10 protein-coding genes are annotated in these 15,889 nt (G+C 68.4%); 4 read left to right on the top strand and 6 right to left on the bottom strand.

All coding sequences use genetic code 11. The features are described 5' to 3' along the window. Window positions 1-13: 13 nt before the first annotated feature. Window positions 14-304 carry a hypothetical protein gene (locus IP89_RS22080; RefSeq protein WP_052081181.1) on the bottom strand — a complete coding sequence of 97 codons (291 nt, stop codon included), beginning with the start codon at window positions 302-304 and terminating at the stop codon, window positions 14-16. Window positions 305-454: 150 nt separating this feature from the next. Between IP89_RS22080 and recC the strand changes: the two genes are divergently transcribed. From recC to recD, 3 genes are read left to right on the top strand one after another with little or no spacing between them, the layout of a single operon-like run. Further along, entirely contained in the window at window positions 455-3,721 is a 3,267-nt protein-coding gene (recC, locus tag IP89_RS22075; protein WP_043312080.1) for an exodeoxyribonuclease V subunit gamma, read from the top strand. Beyond that, window positions 3,718-7,263: an exodeoxyribonuclease V subunit beta gene (gene recB, locus IP89_RS22070; RefSeq protein ID WP_043312078.1), complete on the top strand. Its 3,546-nt coding sequence runs from the start codon at window positions 3,718-3,720 to the stop codon at window positions 7,261-7,263. The genes recC and recB overlap by 4 nt, the downstream gene beginning before the upstream one ends. Continuing rightward, window positions 7,260-9,104, top strand: a complete 1,845-nt coding sequence (gene recD / locus IP89_RS22065; RefSeq protein ID WP_043312077.1) for an exodeoxyribonuclease V subunit alpha — start codon at window positions 7,260-7,262, stop codon at window positions 9,102-9,104. Before recB ends, recD begins: the two co-directional genes overlap by 4 nt. A 55-nt stretch (window positions 9,105-9,159) precedes the next feature. Here the strand turns inward: recD and IP89_RS22060 are convergent, their stop codons facing one another. Together IP89_RS22060 and IP89_RS22055 are read right to left on the bottom strand one after the other, a co-directional pair. Then, complete coding sequence (locus IP89_RS22060; protein ID WP_043312076.1) at window positions 9,160-9,921, bottom strand: TerC family protein; 762 nt, start codon at window positions 9,919-9,921, stop codon at window positions 9,160-9,162. Window positions 9,922-10,012: 91 nt separating this feature from the next. Next, window positions 10,013-11,317, bottom strand: a complete 1,305-nt coding sequence (locus tag IP89_RS22055; RefSeq protein ID WP_043312074.1) for a CitMHS family transporter — start codon at window positions 11,315-11,317, stop codon at window positions 10,013-10,015. 266 nt (window positions 11,318-11,583) lie between these two features. Between IP89_RS22055 and IP89_RS22050 the strand changes: the two genes are divergently transcribed. Continuing rightward, entirely contained in the window at window positions 11,584-11,985 is a 402-nt protein-coding gene (locus IP89_RS22050; RefSeq protein WP_043312073.1) for a GFA family protein, read from the top strand. A 3-nt stretch (window positions 11,986-11,988) separates the two neighbouring features. Here the strand turns inward: IP89_RS22050 and IP89_RS22045 are convergent, their stop codons facing one another. From IP89_RS22045 to IP89_RS22035, 3 genes are all read right to left on the bottom strand, one after another. Continuing rightward, window positions 11,989-13,950 carry a DUF4105 domain-containing protein gene (locus IP89_RS22045; RefSeq protein WP_043312072.1) on the bottom strand — a complete coding sequence of 654 codons (1,962 nt, stop codon included), beginning with the start codon at window positions 13,948-13,950 and terminating at the stop codon, window positions 11,989-11,991. Then, window positions 13,947-14,267: a DUF2388 domain-containing protein gene (locus tag IP89_RS22040; RefSeq protein ID WP_043312071.1), complete on the bottom strand. Its 321-nt coding sequence runs from the start codon at window positions 14,265-14,267 to the stop codon at window positions 13,947-13,949. The genes IP89_RS22045 and IP89_RS22040 overlap by 4 nt, the downstream gene beginning before the upstream one ends. 172 nt (window positions 14,268-14,439) lie before the next feature. Continuing rightward, complete coding sequence (locus IP89_RS22035; RefSeq protein WP_043312070.1) at window positions 14,440-15,888, bottom strand: NAD(P)(+) transhydrogenase (Re/Si-specific) subunit beta; 1,449 nt, start codon at window positions 15,886-15,888, stop codon at window positions 14,440-14,442. Window position 15,889: the final 1 nt, after the last annotated feature.

Genomic DNA, 15,889 nt, shown 5'->3' with positions numbered 1-15,889 from the left:
CGGCGGTTCTACCTCATTCGAGTGGCGCTGACAATTCGACCAACAATTGCTCCAGGCGCCGGCGCAGCTGGCCCAGCTCACGGGAGCGGAAGGCGTGGCGGGTACGTTCGAGGGTGGCGACGGTGTCGCTCAGGGCATCCTTCATCCGCGCCGCCGTGTCCACTCGAGCATCGCCCAGCCAGCGGCACAGCGGCGCCTGGCTGCACTGGTGCGGGCTCTCGATCACCTCGCAGTGGCCGAGCAGATGGCGCAACTCACAGGCCAGCTGTGGGTCGCTACAGGCGATGCGTAAGGGGCTGGACATGGCGGGGGACGCGGCAGTGAAGTGATGGGGGCACGATAGCCGTACTGGCGCTTGGCCAGTTGATCCCGGTCAAGCCGACGGCGCAGGCTCACGGCCATTCGTCGGGCGCGAACTGCTACCCTAGCGAGCAATCACCGGACGCCCCCATTCATGCTCAGCCTGTACCACGCCCCCGACCTGGAAACCCTCGGCCTGCTGGCCTGCAAGCTGCTCGCCCAGCCGCAGGCGGACGTGCTGGCGCCGGCGCGGGTGGTGGTGCCGAGCCAGGGTATCGGCCGCTGGCTGACCCTGCAGCTGGCGCGCGAGCAGGGCATCGCCATGCACCTCGATGTGCAGCTACCGTCGAGCTTCGTCTGGGCCCTGGCGCGCCAGGTGCTCGGCGCCCTTCCGGAGCAGTCGGCGTTCAACCCGCAGGCGATGACCTGGCGCCTGTATGACTGGCTGTGTGAGCCGGCCAACCTGGCCCGCGCCGAGCGGCTCGAGCGTTATCTGGACGGCGGCGACGAACGCCGCCGCCTGGCCCTGGCGGCGAAGATCGCCGACGTGTTCGACCAGTACCTGCTCTATCGCGACGACTGGCTGGCCGCCTGGGAGCGTGGCGAGCTGTGCGAGCTGGGCCCAGACGAGGCTTGGCAGGCGCTGCTCTGGGCCGAGCTGACCAAGGACGGCCACCCGCACCGTGCGCGTCTGCTTGGTGAGCTGCTGGCGCGGCTGCATGCCGATCAGCCTATTGCCGAGATGCCCGAGCGTCTGCTGGTGTTCGGCATCAGCTCGCTGCCGCCGCATCACCTGCGCGTGCTGGAAGGGCTGGCGCGGCACACCGACGTTATCGTGTTCGCCCTCAATCCCTGCCGCGAGGCCTGGGGCGAGATTCGCGATGTGCGCGAGCTGGCGCAGTCCGAGGTCGGCCCGGATGACTGGTACCTCGATGTCGGCCACCCGCTGCTGGCCAGCCTGGGCAAGCAGGGCCGCGACTTCTTCGACAGCCTGCTCGGGCAGATCGCCGAGGAGCACGGCATCTACCCGCAGGACAACGAGCTTTCCGACGACAGCCTGCTGCACGCCCTGCAGCAGGACATCCTGCGCCTGCGCACCCGCACGGCCGAGGAGCGCCTGAATCTGCGTGCGGACGATCGTTCGCTGGAGCTGCATATCGCCCACTCGCCGCTGCGCGAGGTGGAAATCCTGCATGACCAGCTGCTCGCCCGCTTCGCCGCCGACCCACAGCTGAGCCCGGACCAGGTGGTGGTGCTGACCCCGGATATCGAGCGCTACGCGCCCTATATCGAGGCCATTTTCTCTTCTACAGGAGCCGCTCGCCGCGAAGGCGCGCCATATATTCCCTACAGCCTGGCCGACCGCAGCCTGCGCGCCGAGACGCCGCTGATCGAGGCTTTCATCGGCCTGCTCAGCCTGCCGGAGAGCCGTTTCGCCGCCGAGGAAATCCTCGCCTGGCTGGAGCAGCCGGCCATCGCCCGTCGCGCCGGCATCGAGGCCGAGGACCTGCCACTGCTGCGCGACTGGCTGCGCCAGGCCGGTGTGCGCTGGGGTCGTGATGGCGGCCATCGCGCCGCCCTCGACTTGCCGGCGGACGAAGCCTTCACCTGGCGCCAGGGTCTGGACCGCCTGCTGCTCGGTTTCGTCGCGCCGCCGCAACTGGCCGGCGATGGCGTGCCGCTGCTCGGCGACAGCCTGCCGCTGGACGCCCTGGAAGGCGCCCGCGCGCAACTGCTCGGCCGCCTATGCGCCTTCGTCGAACAGCTCGCCGGCCTCGCCGAACGCCTGCAGCGCGCCCGCCCGCTGGCCGACTGGGCGCTGGACCTGCAGGGCCTGATCGATGCGCTGTTCGATGAGCGCGAGTCCGGCGACACCCTGCTCCTGCTCAGCCAGGCCTGTGCGGCCCTGGCGCGCCAGGCCGAGGACTCTGCCATCACCCGGCCGGTGGAACTGGCGCTGGTGCGCCAGCAGCTCGGCGCTGCGCTGGAGAGCGGCAGCGGCGCCTCGGGCTTCCTCACTGGCGCGGTGACCTTCTGCACCATGGTGCCGATGCGCAGCCTGCCGTTCCGCCAAGTTTGCCTGCTCGGCCTGGACGACGGCGCCCTGCCCCGGCGCACCCCGGCCGCCGGCTTCGACCTGATTGCCAAGCGCCCACGGCGTGGCGACCGCGCGCGACGCCTGGACGACCGCTACCTGTTCCTCGAGACCCTGCTCAGTGCCCGCGATGGTTTGTACTTGAGCTATGTCGGCCGCGACCCGCGCGACAACGCCGAGCTGCCGCCCTCGGTGCTGGTCAGCGAGCTGCTGGAGGCGGTCGATCTAACCGCGAGTAGCGATGCCAGTAAGCGCATCACCATCGAACATCCGCTGCAGCCCTTCTCGCCTGGCAACTTCGAGCAGACGGGCGCGCGGCGTGGCTTCGCCTCGCCCTGGTTCCGCGCCGCCCAGCGTCTGGCCGAGGCGCCGGCGGCCAGCGCGCCGGCCTTTATCCAGCGCCTGCCGGAACCCAATGCCGATTGGCTGACCATCGAACCCAGCCAGTTGCTCTACTGCTTCAAGCACCCGGCGCGCTTCCTGCTGGAGCAGCGCCTGGGCCTGCGCCTGGCCGATGCCGACGAGACCATCGCCGCCGATGAGCCCTTCGCCCTCGAAGGCCCGGCGCGCCGTGGCCTGCGCCAGCTGGCTCTGCAGGCGGTGGAGCGTGGCTGGTCCGAGGAGCAGGAGCGACGCATCGCCCGCGCTGCCGGCTGGTTGCCGCCCGGTGAGCTGGGCCATGCCCTGTGGGGCAAGCAGCGTGGCCCGGTGCGCGCCTTCGCTCCACGTCTGTTCGAAGCGCGCCCGGAGGAGGCGCCGCAACCGTTGCTGGTGGATATCGAACTGGCCGGCGTGCGCCTGCATGGCTGGCTGGACGGGGTGACTTCCAGCGGCCTGTTCGACTGGCGCCTGGCCGCTCCCGGCGCCTGGGACCTGCCCGGCTTCTGGCTGCGCCATCTGCTGCTCAATGTGGCCGCCACGCCGGATATCGCCCGCGAGAGCCTGCTGGTGTCACCGGCCGGTGACTGGCAACTCGGTCCGCTGAGCGATGCCCAGGCGTTGCTGGAGCCCTGGCTGGCCGCCTACCGCGAGGCGCTGTGCGAGCCGTCGCCCTTCATCACCCGTAGCAGCTACGAGTTCGCCAAGGCGCTGGTCACGCCCAGCGCCAAGAGCCGCAAGGAGCCGCTCGACGCCGCCCGCGACAAGGCCGAGGCTGCCTGGAACGGCGCCGAATTCAGTCCGATTCCGGGCGAGATTGACGACCCCTGGTACGCCCTTGCCTTCCGCCAGCGCGAGCCGCTCGATGCGCGCTTCGAGGCCCTCGCCGAACGCCTGCTCGGCCCCGCGCTCAAGGCCCTGGCCAGTGCCGAGGAGGACGCCGAATGAGTGGCCTGAACCTGCACGACTCGTCCTTCGCCGGCCGCTCGCTGATCGAGGCCAGCGCCGGTACCGGCAAGACCTGGACCCTCACCGCGCTGTATGCCCGTCTGCTGCTGGAGCAGCAACTGAACGTCGGGCAGATCCTGGTGGTGACCTACACCACCGCTGCTACCGCCGAACTGCGCGAGCGTATCCGCGCGCGCCTGGCCGAGCTGCTGGCGTTGTACGAGGGTGGCGCGAGCGGCGATGACTTCCTCAATGAGCTGCATCGTCGCCACCCCGGCGAGGCGGCGCGTCGTCGCCTGCTGCTGGCCGTGCACGGCTTCGACGAGGCGGCGATCTTCACCATCCACGGCTTCTGTCAGCGGGCCCTGCAGGACTCGGCCTTCGAGGCCGGCGGTGACTTCGATGCCGAGCTGACCCAGGACGACCGCGAGGTGCTCGACGCCCTGCTCGGCGACGCCTGGCGCCATGTACTGGCCGAGGCCGACCCGGCCTGGGCGCGCTTTCTGGCCAAACAACGAGTGACGCCAGCCACCTTGAGGCAGGCGCTGCGCAGTCATCTGGGCAAGCCCTACCTGCGCATCGAGCCGCGCGAGAGCGTGGGTGAGAGCGAGCTGAATGCCGCCAGCGCCGCCTGGCAGCGCGCCGCCGAGCTGTGGCGGGCTGAGGGTTACGCCTGGGTCGAGGTGCTGCGCGAGCACGGCGGCCTCAGCCAGAGCACGCACAAGCTGGCCAAGCTGCCGCTGTGGTCGGCCGAGCTGGATGCCTACTTCGCCGACCCGGCGGCGCTGTTCGAGGCGCCGGACGGCCTGGCCAAGCTGGGCGCCGCCGCTCTGCTCAAGGCCACCAAGAAGGGCTTCGACGCGCCGCAGAGTGGCGTGGCCGAGGCCCTGGATGCGCTGGGCGAGGCCCTGGCCGCCGCCGTGCCGGCCGGCCAGCAGAAGCTGATCGCCCTGCAGGTCGAGCTGCTCGACCGCCTCAATGTCGAGCTGCCCAAGCGCAAGTCGACGCAGCGCCTGCTGGCCTTCGACGACCTGCTCAACAATCTGAACCAAGCGTTGGAAAGCGCCGCCGGTGACGACCTGGCCACGCGCCTGTGTGAGCAGTACCCGCTGGCGCTGATCGACGAATTCCAGGACACCGACCCGATCCAGTACGCGATCTTCGACCGTATCTATCGGGATGGCGGCGACCTGTGTTTTGTGGGTGATCCCAAGCAGGCCATCTATGCGTTTCGCGGCGCGGACCTGGCCACCTACCTGCAGGCGCGCGACGCTGCCGAGCGGCAGTACGACCTGCCCTTCAACTACCGCTCCACGCCGGAGCTGATCGCTGCGTTGAACCAGCTGTTCGACCGCCCGCAGCCTTTTGCCGAAGAGGAGCTGGTCTATCCGCCGGTCAGCGCCGGCAAGAAGTCGCGGGCGACGCTGGTGCTGCCCGAGCAGGACGGCAGTGCGCCGCTGGGCCTGGTATGGCTCGGCGATGAGGGTATGAACAAGGCCTGGGCTGGCGAACTGGCGGCGCTGGACACGGCGCGGCGGATCGCCTCGCTGCTTGCCGCCAGTGCGCAAGGTGCCGCCTATTTCGAGGAGGATGGCGACAAAAAACCGCTAAAAGGCGGCGATATCGCCGTTTTGGTCAGCAACCACCGCGAGGCCGCCAGCGTCGCCGCCGAGCTGGCTGCGCGTGGCGTGCCCAGCGTGCGCCGTGGCCGTGACAGCGTCTGGCACAGCGAGGAGGCCGGCGAGCTGGCCGCGGTGCTGGCCGCCTACGCCGAGCCGGGGCGCGAGGGTGTGTTGCGCTATGCCCTGGCCACCCGCCTGCTCGGCCGTGATGCCGCGCAGATCGCCCGTTGCCAGGATGACGAACGCGCATGGGACGCCGAGCGCGCTGCCGCCGAGCAGTACCACCAGCTGTGGCAGCAACAGGGCTTCATGCGCGTGTTCAGGGCCTGGCTGGATCAGGAGCGGGTGGCCGAGCGTCTGCTGGCCGGTATCGATGGCGAACGGCGGTTGACCAACCTGCTGCACCTGGGCGAGCTGCTGCAGGCCGAGAGCCTGCAGCGTCCCGGGCTGGAACCGCTGCTGGCCTGGTTCCAGGGCCAGCGTGGCAGCGAAGGTGCCGGCGAGGATGCCCTGTTGCGCCTGGAGAGCGATGCCGAGCGCGTGCAGATCGTCACCATCCACACCTCCAAGGGCCTGGAATATCCGCTGGTGTTCTGCCCCTTCCTGTGGGACGGCCGCTTGCTCGGCCAGCACACCGACAGTGCGCGCTGCCACGACGAGCACGGCCAGCCACTGCTCGACCTGGGCAGCGAGCGCCTGGACGAGCGTCTGCAGGCGGCGCGCCGCGAGAGCTTCGCCGAGAAGCTGCGCCTGACCTATGTGGCCCTGACCCGCGCGCGCGATCGCCTGTGGCTGCACTGGGGCCCGGCCGCCCTGCCCAAGGCCAAGAAGGACGGCTCGCTGCCCGACGAGGGCCTGCACAGCAGCGCCCTGGCCTGGCTGCTGCACGGCCGCGAGCTGCCCGGAGCCGATGCCTTGGGCGAGCTGGCTCAGTATCTATCGAGTCGTGAAGGCCCGGCCCTGGTCGCCGAGCTGGATCGCCTGGCTGAGGCCAGCGCCGGGCTGATCGCCCGCCTGGCTCCGCTCGGCGAAGAGTCCCTAGCCGCCGGCGAGAGTCGCGCCGAAGCGCCACAGGCGCTGCAGCCCTTCACCCGCAGCCTCGGCAGCGCCTGGCGCATCGGCAGCTTCTCCGGCCTCTCCGCCGGCATGCATATGGAGGCACCGGACCGCGACACCCTGGCCCTGGTCGATGCCAGCGAGCCGGGTGCCGGCTTCTTCGCTTTCCCTCGCGGCGCCCGCGCCGGTACTTGCCTGCACGCCATCCTCGAAGACTGGATGCGCGACAAGGGAAGCCTGGAGCAGCTGGTGCCGGCCGCGCTACAGGCCCATGGCATCGACGCCGAGCTGTGGGGCGAGATCGCCACCAATCAGCTGCAGGCGGTGCTGGACACCGACCTGGATGGCCAGGGCCTGCGCCTGTCGGCCTTGCAACCCAGTCGCCGCCTGCCCGAGCTGGGCTTCACCTTCCCGGTCGAACGGCTGGACGTGGAGCGCCTGCGTGAGCTGCTCGCCGACCCGGCCCACGGTTTGCCACCGGCCATGCGCCAGGCCGCCGAGCGCCTGCAGTTCGACGAACTCAAGGGCTTCCTCAAGGGCTTTATCGACCTGACCTTCGAGCACGCCGGGCGCTGGTACATCCTCGACTACAAGTCCAACTGGCTCGGCCCGACCGCCGCGCACTACGGCGCCGAGCGCCTGGAGCAGGCCATCGCTGCCGAGCACTACCACTTGCAGTACCTGATCTACCTGGTGGCGCTGCGCCGCTTCCTGCGCACGCGCCTGGCCGGCTTCAGCGACGAGCAGCTGGGCGGCGCCTGGTACCTGTTCCTGCGCGGTATGCCGGCGGCCGGGGTGTATTTCGCCCGGCCCGGTGACTCGCTGCTGGATGCGCTGGACGCGCTGTTCGGAGGTGCGGCATGAGGCTGCAAGAGCTGCCCCTCGGCCCGCTGGAGCGCGCCCTGCTGGCCAGCCTGCAGCGTCTGGAGCCGCAGGCGCCGGAGGCCGTGCTGGCCTGCGCCGCCCTGTGCAGCGAGGTCCTGGCCAGCGGCGATGTGTGCCTGCCGTTGGCGCGGGTGGCAGGCCGCCGGCCCTGGGCTGAATTCGACTTCGCCCTGCCGGCGCTGGCCGAGCTGCGGACCCTGCTGGAATCTTCCACTCTGGTCGGCACGCCCGGCGTCTTCGCCCCGCTGATCCTCGAAGGCGAGCGCCTGTACCTGGCGCGCTACCAGGCGTACGAGCAGCGCCTGGCCGAGCGCTTGCTGGCCATGTCCGCCGAGCGCCCGGTGGTGGACGAAACCGTCTTGGCCGAGAGCCTGGCGCGCCTGTTCGCCTTCAACCAACAGCAACCGGACTGGCAACGCCTGGCCGCTGCCCAAGCGGTATGCCGCCGGCTGGCGGTGATCTCCGGCGGCCCCGGTACCGGCAAGACCACCACCGTGGTGCGTCTGTTGGCGGCCCTTTTGGAACAACCCGGTGGCGACCGACTGGCCATCGGCCTGGCCGCGCCGACCGGCAAGGCCGCCGCGCGTATGGCCGAGGCCATTCGCAACGCCAAGGCCGAGCTGCCGCTGGCCGACGAACTCAAGGCGCTGCTGCCGGAGGAGGCGCGCACCCTGCACCGCCTGCTCGGCAGCCGCGGCGACAGCCCGGCGGTGCGCCACGATGCAGCGCGGCCGCTGGCGCTAGACGTGCTGGTGGTGGACGAGGCGTCGATGGTCGACCTGGCGCTGATGGCCAAGCTGGTCGACGCCCTGCCGCCGCAGGCACGACTGATCCTGCTCGGCGACAAGGACCAGTTGGCCGCTGTAGAAGCCGGCGCGGTATTCGCCGAGCTGTGCGAGGGGCGTGGTTTCGACGCTGCGGCTGCCGCCGAGCTGCAGCGCATCACCGGGCAGACGGTGCCGGTGGAAGCGCCACGCTCGGCGTTGGGTGACGCCGTGGTGTTGCTTACCCACAGTCACCGCTTCGCCGGCGACAGCGGCATCGGCGAGCTGGCGCGCCGTATAAATGGCGGCGATGCCGCCGGCACACTCAATCTGCTCAGAGAGAATCGCGCGGACCTGGCCTGGCAGGCCGAGCCGAGCCAGTCCGCGCTGCTGGAGCGCCTGGAGCGCGGCTACCTGCCCTACCTGCAGGCCGCGCGCAAAGGCGAGCCGGCCGCGGCCTTCACTGCCTTCAATGCCTTCCGCGCGCTGACCGCCCAGCGCGAAGGGCCCTGGGGCGTCAGTGGGCTCAACGAGGCGCTGGAGACACGCATCCGTCGTCGCTACTCGCTGGCCGAGCGCGAGCGCTGGTACCCCGGTCGCGCGGTGATGGTGCGGCAGAACGACTACGCGCTGGGCCTGTTCAACGGCGATATCGGCATCTGCCTGGCTAGCGAGTACGGCCTGCGCGTCTTTTTTGAAGGCGAGGGCTCGGGCGAAGAAGGCTTCCGCGCCTTCGCCCCGGCACGCCTGCCCAGCCACGACAGCGCCTTCGCCATGACCGTGCACAAGAGCCAGGGCTCGGAGTTCGCCGAAGTCCTGCTGGCCCTGCCGGAAAGCCCCAGCCCGCTGCTGACCCGCGCGCTGTTCTACACCGGCATCACCCGCGCCAAACAGAAAGTGGAAATCTGGGGCCTGCCGGCACGCCTGTCCGAGGCGGTGAATACCCGCGCCGAGCGCGCGGCGGGGTTGGCGCAGCGGTTGGGGGTTACCCCAGTCGAGCCGCCAGTGATCACGCCGCCGATCAAGGCGCCTGCGGGCCAGCTCGATCTGTTCTGAGCGGCAATAAAAAACGGGGCCATTCGGCCCCGTTTTTCTATCCACGCGTTGCGGCTTATTCGCCCGGAATATCCTTGCGCAGCTTGACCGGGTCTTCCTTGCGACCCTTGAGCACGCGCATGCGGATGTTCAGCGCTTCGACGCCCAGGGAGAAGGCCATGGCGAAGTAGACGTAGCCCTTCGGCACGTGGACTTCGAAGGCTTCGGCGATCAGTACGGTACCGACCACGACCAGGAAGGCCAGGGCCAGCATCTTCAGCGACGGGTGCTTGTCGATGAAGTCGCTGATGGTGCCGGCGGCCAGCATCATCACCAGTACGGCGACGATGATCGCGGCGACCATCACCGGCACGTGGGAAACCATGCCGACGGCGGTGATCACCGAGTCCAGGCTGAACACGATGTCGATGATGGCGATCTGGATGATGGTGCCGATGAAGTTGCGCGCGGCGGTGTTGCCCGGCGTCTGCTCGGCTTCGTCTTCGCCTTCCAGGCTGTGGTACATCTCGGTGGTGCTCTTCCACAGCAGGAACAGGCCGCCGAAGAACAGGATCAGGTCACGCCCGGAGATGCCCTGGCCGAACAGTTCGAACAGGTCGTTGGTGAGCTGCATGATCCAGGTGATCGACAGCAGCAGGGCGATACGGGTGACCATCGCCAGCGCCAGGCCGAAGAAGCGGGTGCGCGCCTGCATGTGCGGTGGCATGCGCCCGACCAGGATGGCGATCATGATGATGTTGTCGATGCCGAGGACGATTTCCAGGGCAGTCAACGTCAGGAAAGCAACCCAGATCTCCGGGTTGGTGAACCATTCCATTTAGGGATTCCTTTGTACGGGGTAGGCGAAGGCCACGCGGGGCGGCGCGATTCTAGCCGCCTTTGCGTGAAAATTCCGTCAAGCCGTGAGTTTAGCCGCCGAACAGCGGGAACACGCCGAGCAGCAGCGCCGCCAGCATGATCGCCAGGCAGATCAGCACCGCCCACTTGAGGGTGAAACGCTGGTGGTCGCCGAACTCGATCTTGGCCAGGCCGACCAGCAGGTAGGTCGAGGGTACCAGCGGGCTGAGCAGGTGCACCGGCTGGCCGACGATAGACGCGCGGGCCATCTCCACCGGGCTGATGCCGTAGTGGCTGGCGGCTTCGGCCAGTACTGGCAGCACGCCGTAGTAGAAGGCGTCGTTGGACATGAAGAAGGTGAAAGGCATGCTCACCAGCGCGGTGATCACCGCCAGGTACGGGCCCATCGCCTCCGGGATCACCGCCAGCAGGCTCTTCGACATGGCCTCGACCATGCCGGTGCCGGACAGGATGCCGGTGAAGATGCCGGCGGCGAAGATCAGCCCGACCACCGCCAGCACGTTGCCGGCGTGGGCGGCGACGCGCTCCTTCTGCTGCTGCAGGCAGGGGTAGTTGATGATCATGGCGATGCTGAAGGCGATCATGAACAGCACCGGCAGCGGCAGCAGGCCGGCGATCAGGGTGACCATCAGCGCGGCGGTCAGCGCGCCATTGATCCACAGCAGCTTGGGCCGGCGCGCTTCCGGGTACTGCGAGACGCTGATCTCGCTGTGGTTGTCCTGGTCGTCCGGCAGGTGCAACACGCCGAGGCGTGCCCGCTCGCGCTTGCCGTAGAGCCAGGCGACGCCGAACAGGGTGATGCAGCCGACGATCATGGCCGGGATCATCGGCACGAAGATGTCCGACGGGTCGACGTGCAGGGCGCTGGCCGCGCGCGCGGTGGGGCCGCCCCAGGGGGTCATGTTCATGATGCCACCGGCGAGGATGATCAGCCCGGCCATGATCAGCGGGCTCATGCCCAGCCGGCTGTACAGCGGCAGCATGGCGGCGACGCAGATCATGTAGGTGGTGGCTCCGTCGCCGTCGAGGGAGACGATCAGCGCCAGCGCGGCGGTGCCCATCGACACCTTCAGCGGGTCGCCTTTGACCATGCGCAGGATGGCGCGCACGGCCGGGTCGAACAGGCCCGAGTCGATCATCAGGGCGAAGTAGAGGATGGCGAACATCAGCATCACCCCGGTCGGGGCGAGTTTGCCGATGCCTTCGAGCATCATCGGGCCGATGCCGGCGGCGAAGCCACCGATCAGGGCGAAGGTGATGGGTACGATGATCAGGGCGATCAGGGCGGACAGGCGCTTGGTCATGATCAGGTACATGAAGGTCATGACCATGGCGAAGCCGAGGAAGGTCAGCATGAGGCTATCTCCGGACGGGCGCGCTGTTCCGCTCGTTCACTTCGCGGGGCGAAGCAGGCGGTGGCGGAACATGGCTGGAGCCCATCTTGTTGTTGTCGAAACGCCGGTTCCGGGGCCGGCGGTCGACGGATGCTAGGGGCTCAAGCTTTCAGCGGGCTTTCGATGGACGACCGTTCGTGCCGTGAGGAGGGCGCGCGGCCGGCAGCCTGGATGGGCAAATGCGCGGATCGACGCTAGGGTGGAAAGCCAGCACTGAGGAGCGCGCTATGTCCGATACCCATACCGGTGGCTGTCACTGCGGCCGCCTGCGCTATGCCTTCGCGGCGCCGCTGCGCGACATCGCCCACTGCCACTGCGCGATCTGCCGGCGCACCACCGGCGGCATCGTCACCACCTGGCTGACCCTGCCGCTGGCCAGCTTTCGCTGGACCCAAGGTAGCGCGGCGGCCTACGCCTCGTCGGTCAGTTGCACGCGTTACTTCTGCAGCCACTGCGGCTGCCACCTGAGTCTGTTCACCAGCCTCAGTCCGGACACCCTCGATATCACCGTGGCCAGCCTCGATCACCCGGAGCAGGCGCCGGCCGATCGGCATATCTGGACTGGCAGCCGGCTGCCCTGGCTGCACCTGGACGAGGGCTTGCCCGAGGAGGACGAGGAGCGCTTGTAGAGTTCAGGGCAGGGTCAGGCCGCCGTTGGCCTTGTGCAGCTCACGCAGGTGCTGGCCGAGCTGTTTCAGGTTGGCTTCGCCGGCCTCGATTTCCGCCAGCAACTCAGGCTCCAGCAGGCTGCGTACTTCCTGGTCGAGGTCATCGTTGAGCTGGCGCAGGCGCGTTTGCCGTTCGCTGCTGGCGGCTTCCAGTTGCTGCCATTCGCCCGGTTGCGGCAGGCCGTAACCGGCATCTAGCAGCTCGGCCGGGCGACTGAGGAAGCCGCTGTTGTCGAGGATCTGCTGCAGCGTGGCGTCGGCCTCGGCGAAGCGCTGGTTGCGTGGGTCGTCGCGCGAACTCAGGTAGCGCTGCTTGAGCTGCTCCTGGGCCAGCAGCAACTGGCGGCGCAGGGCGGCCTGTTCCAGCAGGAGCAGGGCGGCGCTGGCGCGTAGGTCGGCGCGTGCGAACCAGTTGCGGCGCTGTTCGGCGGGCAGCGCCAGCCAGTCCTCGACGGCCTGCTGTGGCACGTCCAGACGTTGGCGGAGGATCTCGAACATCGCCTGATAACGTTCGCGGAAAGAGTCGAAGCGATAGCCCAGGCGCAGCGCCTCGCGCGGGTCGTCGAGCACGCTGCTGTCGGCCAGGCCGCGGCCCTCGAGGATCTCCAGCAGGCCGTTGGGCATGATGCTGTCGAGGTCCTGCAGCTCGCGCCGGCCGGTGCCGCCGCGCAGCAGCTTGAGGGTCTCGACGGCGCAGTTGTTGGAGAGGAACCAGTAGTCGCCATCGTAGCTCCAGTGCTGTTCGGCGGAGCGCCGCACCAGGCGCTCGATCTCCTCGCGCGACAGGCGCAGCGGTATCGACGACAGGCTGCGCAGCTCGACCTTGGTGTACTCCTCGATCACCTGGGCCAGCGGCAGGATGAACAGGCGCGAGGGGTACGCGCCGGTCAGGCCGTCCCAGCTCGACAGCTGCACGTCGCCGACGAAGGCGCGGTAGGACAGCACCAGGTGCTGGTCCAGGTCCAGGCGGCAGGCTGGGCCACGCGGGCGGCCCGGCGCGCAGACCACCAGGCGCAGCATGCTGTGGCCCCAGCGGCTGGCCCATTGCTGGTTGGCCTCGGCGAGCAGATAGTCGACTTCGTAGACCCGTTCGGGGTCGAGTTTGCCCAATGGTTGGCGAGCGAAGTCGCGGCCGGCGTTCAGGTAGGCGAAGTCGCCGGGGCACTGCGTTTGTTCGGCTGGCTGCCAGGCGAAATGTTCGCGCAGGTAGCGCTGCAGGGTGGGGCGGCGGCAGGCGTAGCTCGGGTCGAGGAGGAAATACTCCATGTTCACCGCGACGAACTCGCGCGGGTTGCTCAGCTCGTAGATGTCCGGCGAGCGCGCCACCTGGCCGTTGTCCGAGTCGCGAGCACCGCGCCGGCCGACCTGCTGCTGCCAGCCGGCGAGGTCGAGCAGCTGCGGATCGTCGCTGAGGGTGAAGCGCCGCGCATCCTGCCCACGGCATTCCGCGCGCTGGCCGACCAGGCCGTTGACCTGCGAGTCCAGGCGGCAGCGTGCCTGCAACCTGCGTTCGCTCTCCGGCCAGAGCCGGGCGCGGTCGTAAAGGTGGGTCAACTCGTGCAGCACGGTGGCCAGCAGCTCGCGGCGCAGGCTGCCGTGGGCGCGCCCGCTGGGCGCTGCGGCCTGCTGCGGGTCGATCAGCCGTGGTAGCAGACTGGCATTCAGTGCCAGCGCATCGAAACGGGTGGTGCGGCCGTATACGTCGGCGGGCAGATCGATGGACCAGCGCACCGTCACCTCACGGTCCAGGCGCTGGACGAAGCTCGGTGGCAGCGCGGCGCTGGCTTCATCGAGCAGCGCCTGGCTGGCTCGGCGTTCGGCGGCGGAAAGGCCCTCGCCGTCGAGGACCAGGCGCAGGTCGGCCTGGGCGCTCGCGCCGACCAGCAGCAGGAGCGTGCCCAGCCAGCGCGCTGCGCGGGATGTCACAGGGCGAGAATGGCTTCGGCCAGTTGCTGGTCGGAGGCGTCACGGGCCTCGGGCAGCTGCTCACGCAGGGTGGCGAACGCCGCTTCCAGGCGCGCGCCACGGATGTCGCCGGCGCTGGCGACGAAACTGGCGGCATCGTCACGGGCAGCCAGCACGACCTTCATGTCACGGATTGAGGTGGTGGTGTCCGAGGTGAAGTCCAGGCTGCGATCCACGGCGCGGATGATGATGTTGCTGGTGGCCACTAGGGTTTGCGCCTGGACTGACGCGGCGAGGCAGAGGGAGGTGGCGAGAAGGGCGGACAACAGGCGGCGCATGGCGGCTCCAGAAGATCGGTTAAAACGGGGTTGCGTATTGGACGAAAAACCGCAGCGGCAGTTCAAGCGCTTCTGCTTCAAGGCGCGAGGCCATTCACGCGTTCGTCACAAGCATAGTGGCTGACATAAAAAACCCGGCACTAGGCCGGGTTTTTGTTTGGAGCAGGCTGCCTTAATCGACCGCCTTCACCATATCTTCGATGACCTTCTTGGCGTCGCCGAAGACCATCATGGTCTTGTCCAGGTAGAACAGTTCGTTGTCCAGGCCGGCGTAGCCGCTGGCCATTGAGCGCTTGTTGACGATCACGGTCTTGGCTTTGTAGGCCTCGAGGATCGGCATGCCGGCGATCGGCGACTTCGGGTCGTTCTTCGCGGCCGGGTTGACCACGTCGTTGGCGCCCAGCACCAGCACCACGTCGGCCTGGCCGAACTCGGAGTTGATGTCTTCCATCTCGAACACCTGCTCGTAAGGCACTTCGGCCTCGGCCAGCAGGACGTTCATGTGGCCAGGCATACGACCGGCAACCGGGTGGATCGCATACTTCACGGTCACGCCGCGATGGGTCAGCTTCTCGGCCAGTTCCATCAGCGCGTGCTGGGCACGGGCTACCGCCAAGCCGTAGCCCGGGACGATGATCACGGTGTCGGCGTTGGTCAGCAGGAAGGCGGCGTCGTCGGACGAGCCGGACTTCACCGGGCGGGCCTCTTTGGCACCAGCCGGGCCGGCTTCTTCAGCCGCACCACCGAAACCACCGAGGATCACGTTGAAGAACGAGCGGTTCATCGCCTTGCACATGATGTACGAGAGGATGGCACCGGACGAACCTACCAGCGAACCGGCGATGATCAGCATCGAGTTGTTCAGCGAGAAGCCGATACCGGCCGCCGCCCAGCCCGAGTAGCTGTTGAGCATCGACACCACCACCGGCATGTCGGCACCGCCGATCGGGATGATGATCAGCACGCCGATGATGAAAGCCAGGACCACCAGTACGGCGAAGGCGCGGATGTCACCGGTGAAGGTGAAGTACAGGCCCAGGCCGGCGATAGCCAGGCCAACCACCAGGTTGACCATGTGCTGGCCCTTGAACACCACCGGGGCGCCCTGGAACAGACGGAACTTGTACTTGCCGGACAGTTTGCCGAAGGCGATCACCGAACCGGAGAAGGTGATGGCACCGATGGCTGCGCCGAGGAACAGCTCCAGGCGGTTACCGGCCGGGATGGCGTCGCCCAGGGCGTGAACGATGCCCAGGGATTGCGGTTCGACGACTGCGGCGATAGCGATGAAGACAGCGGCCAGGCCGATCATGCTGTGCATGAAGGCGACCAGTTCCGGCATCTTGGTCATCTCGACGCGCTTGGCCATGACGGAGCCGGCGGTACCGCCGACCAGCAGGCCGACCAGCACGTAGCCCAGGCCCTTGGCGGCGCCGCCTTCGGCCATTTCCGCGCCCAGTTTGAACACCAGGAACACGGTGGTGACCACGGCGATGGCCATGCCGATCATGCCGAAGGCGTTACCTTGGCGCGACGAGGTCGGGTGGGACAGGCCTTTCAGCGCCTGGATGAAGCACACCGAGGCGACGAGGTACAGCAGGGTGATCAGGTTCATGCTCATC

The organism is Pseudomonas sp. ML96 (genome assembly GCF_000761545.1).
In the GTDB taxonomy this organism is placed as follows: Bacteria; Pseudomonadota; Gammaproteobacteria; order Pseudomonadales; family Pseudomonadaceae; genus Aquipseudomonas.
Note: the sequence above shows the minus strand (reverse complement) of the source record. Positions and strands in the feature narration are given on the sequence as shown.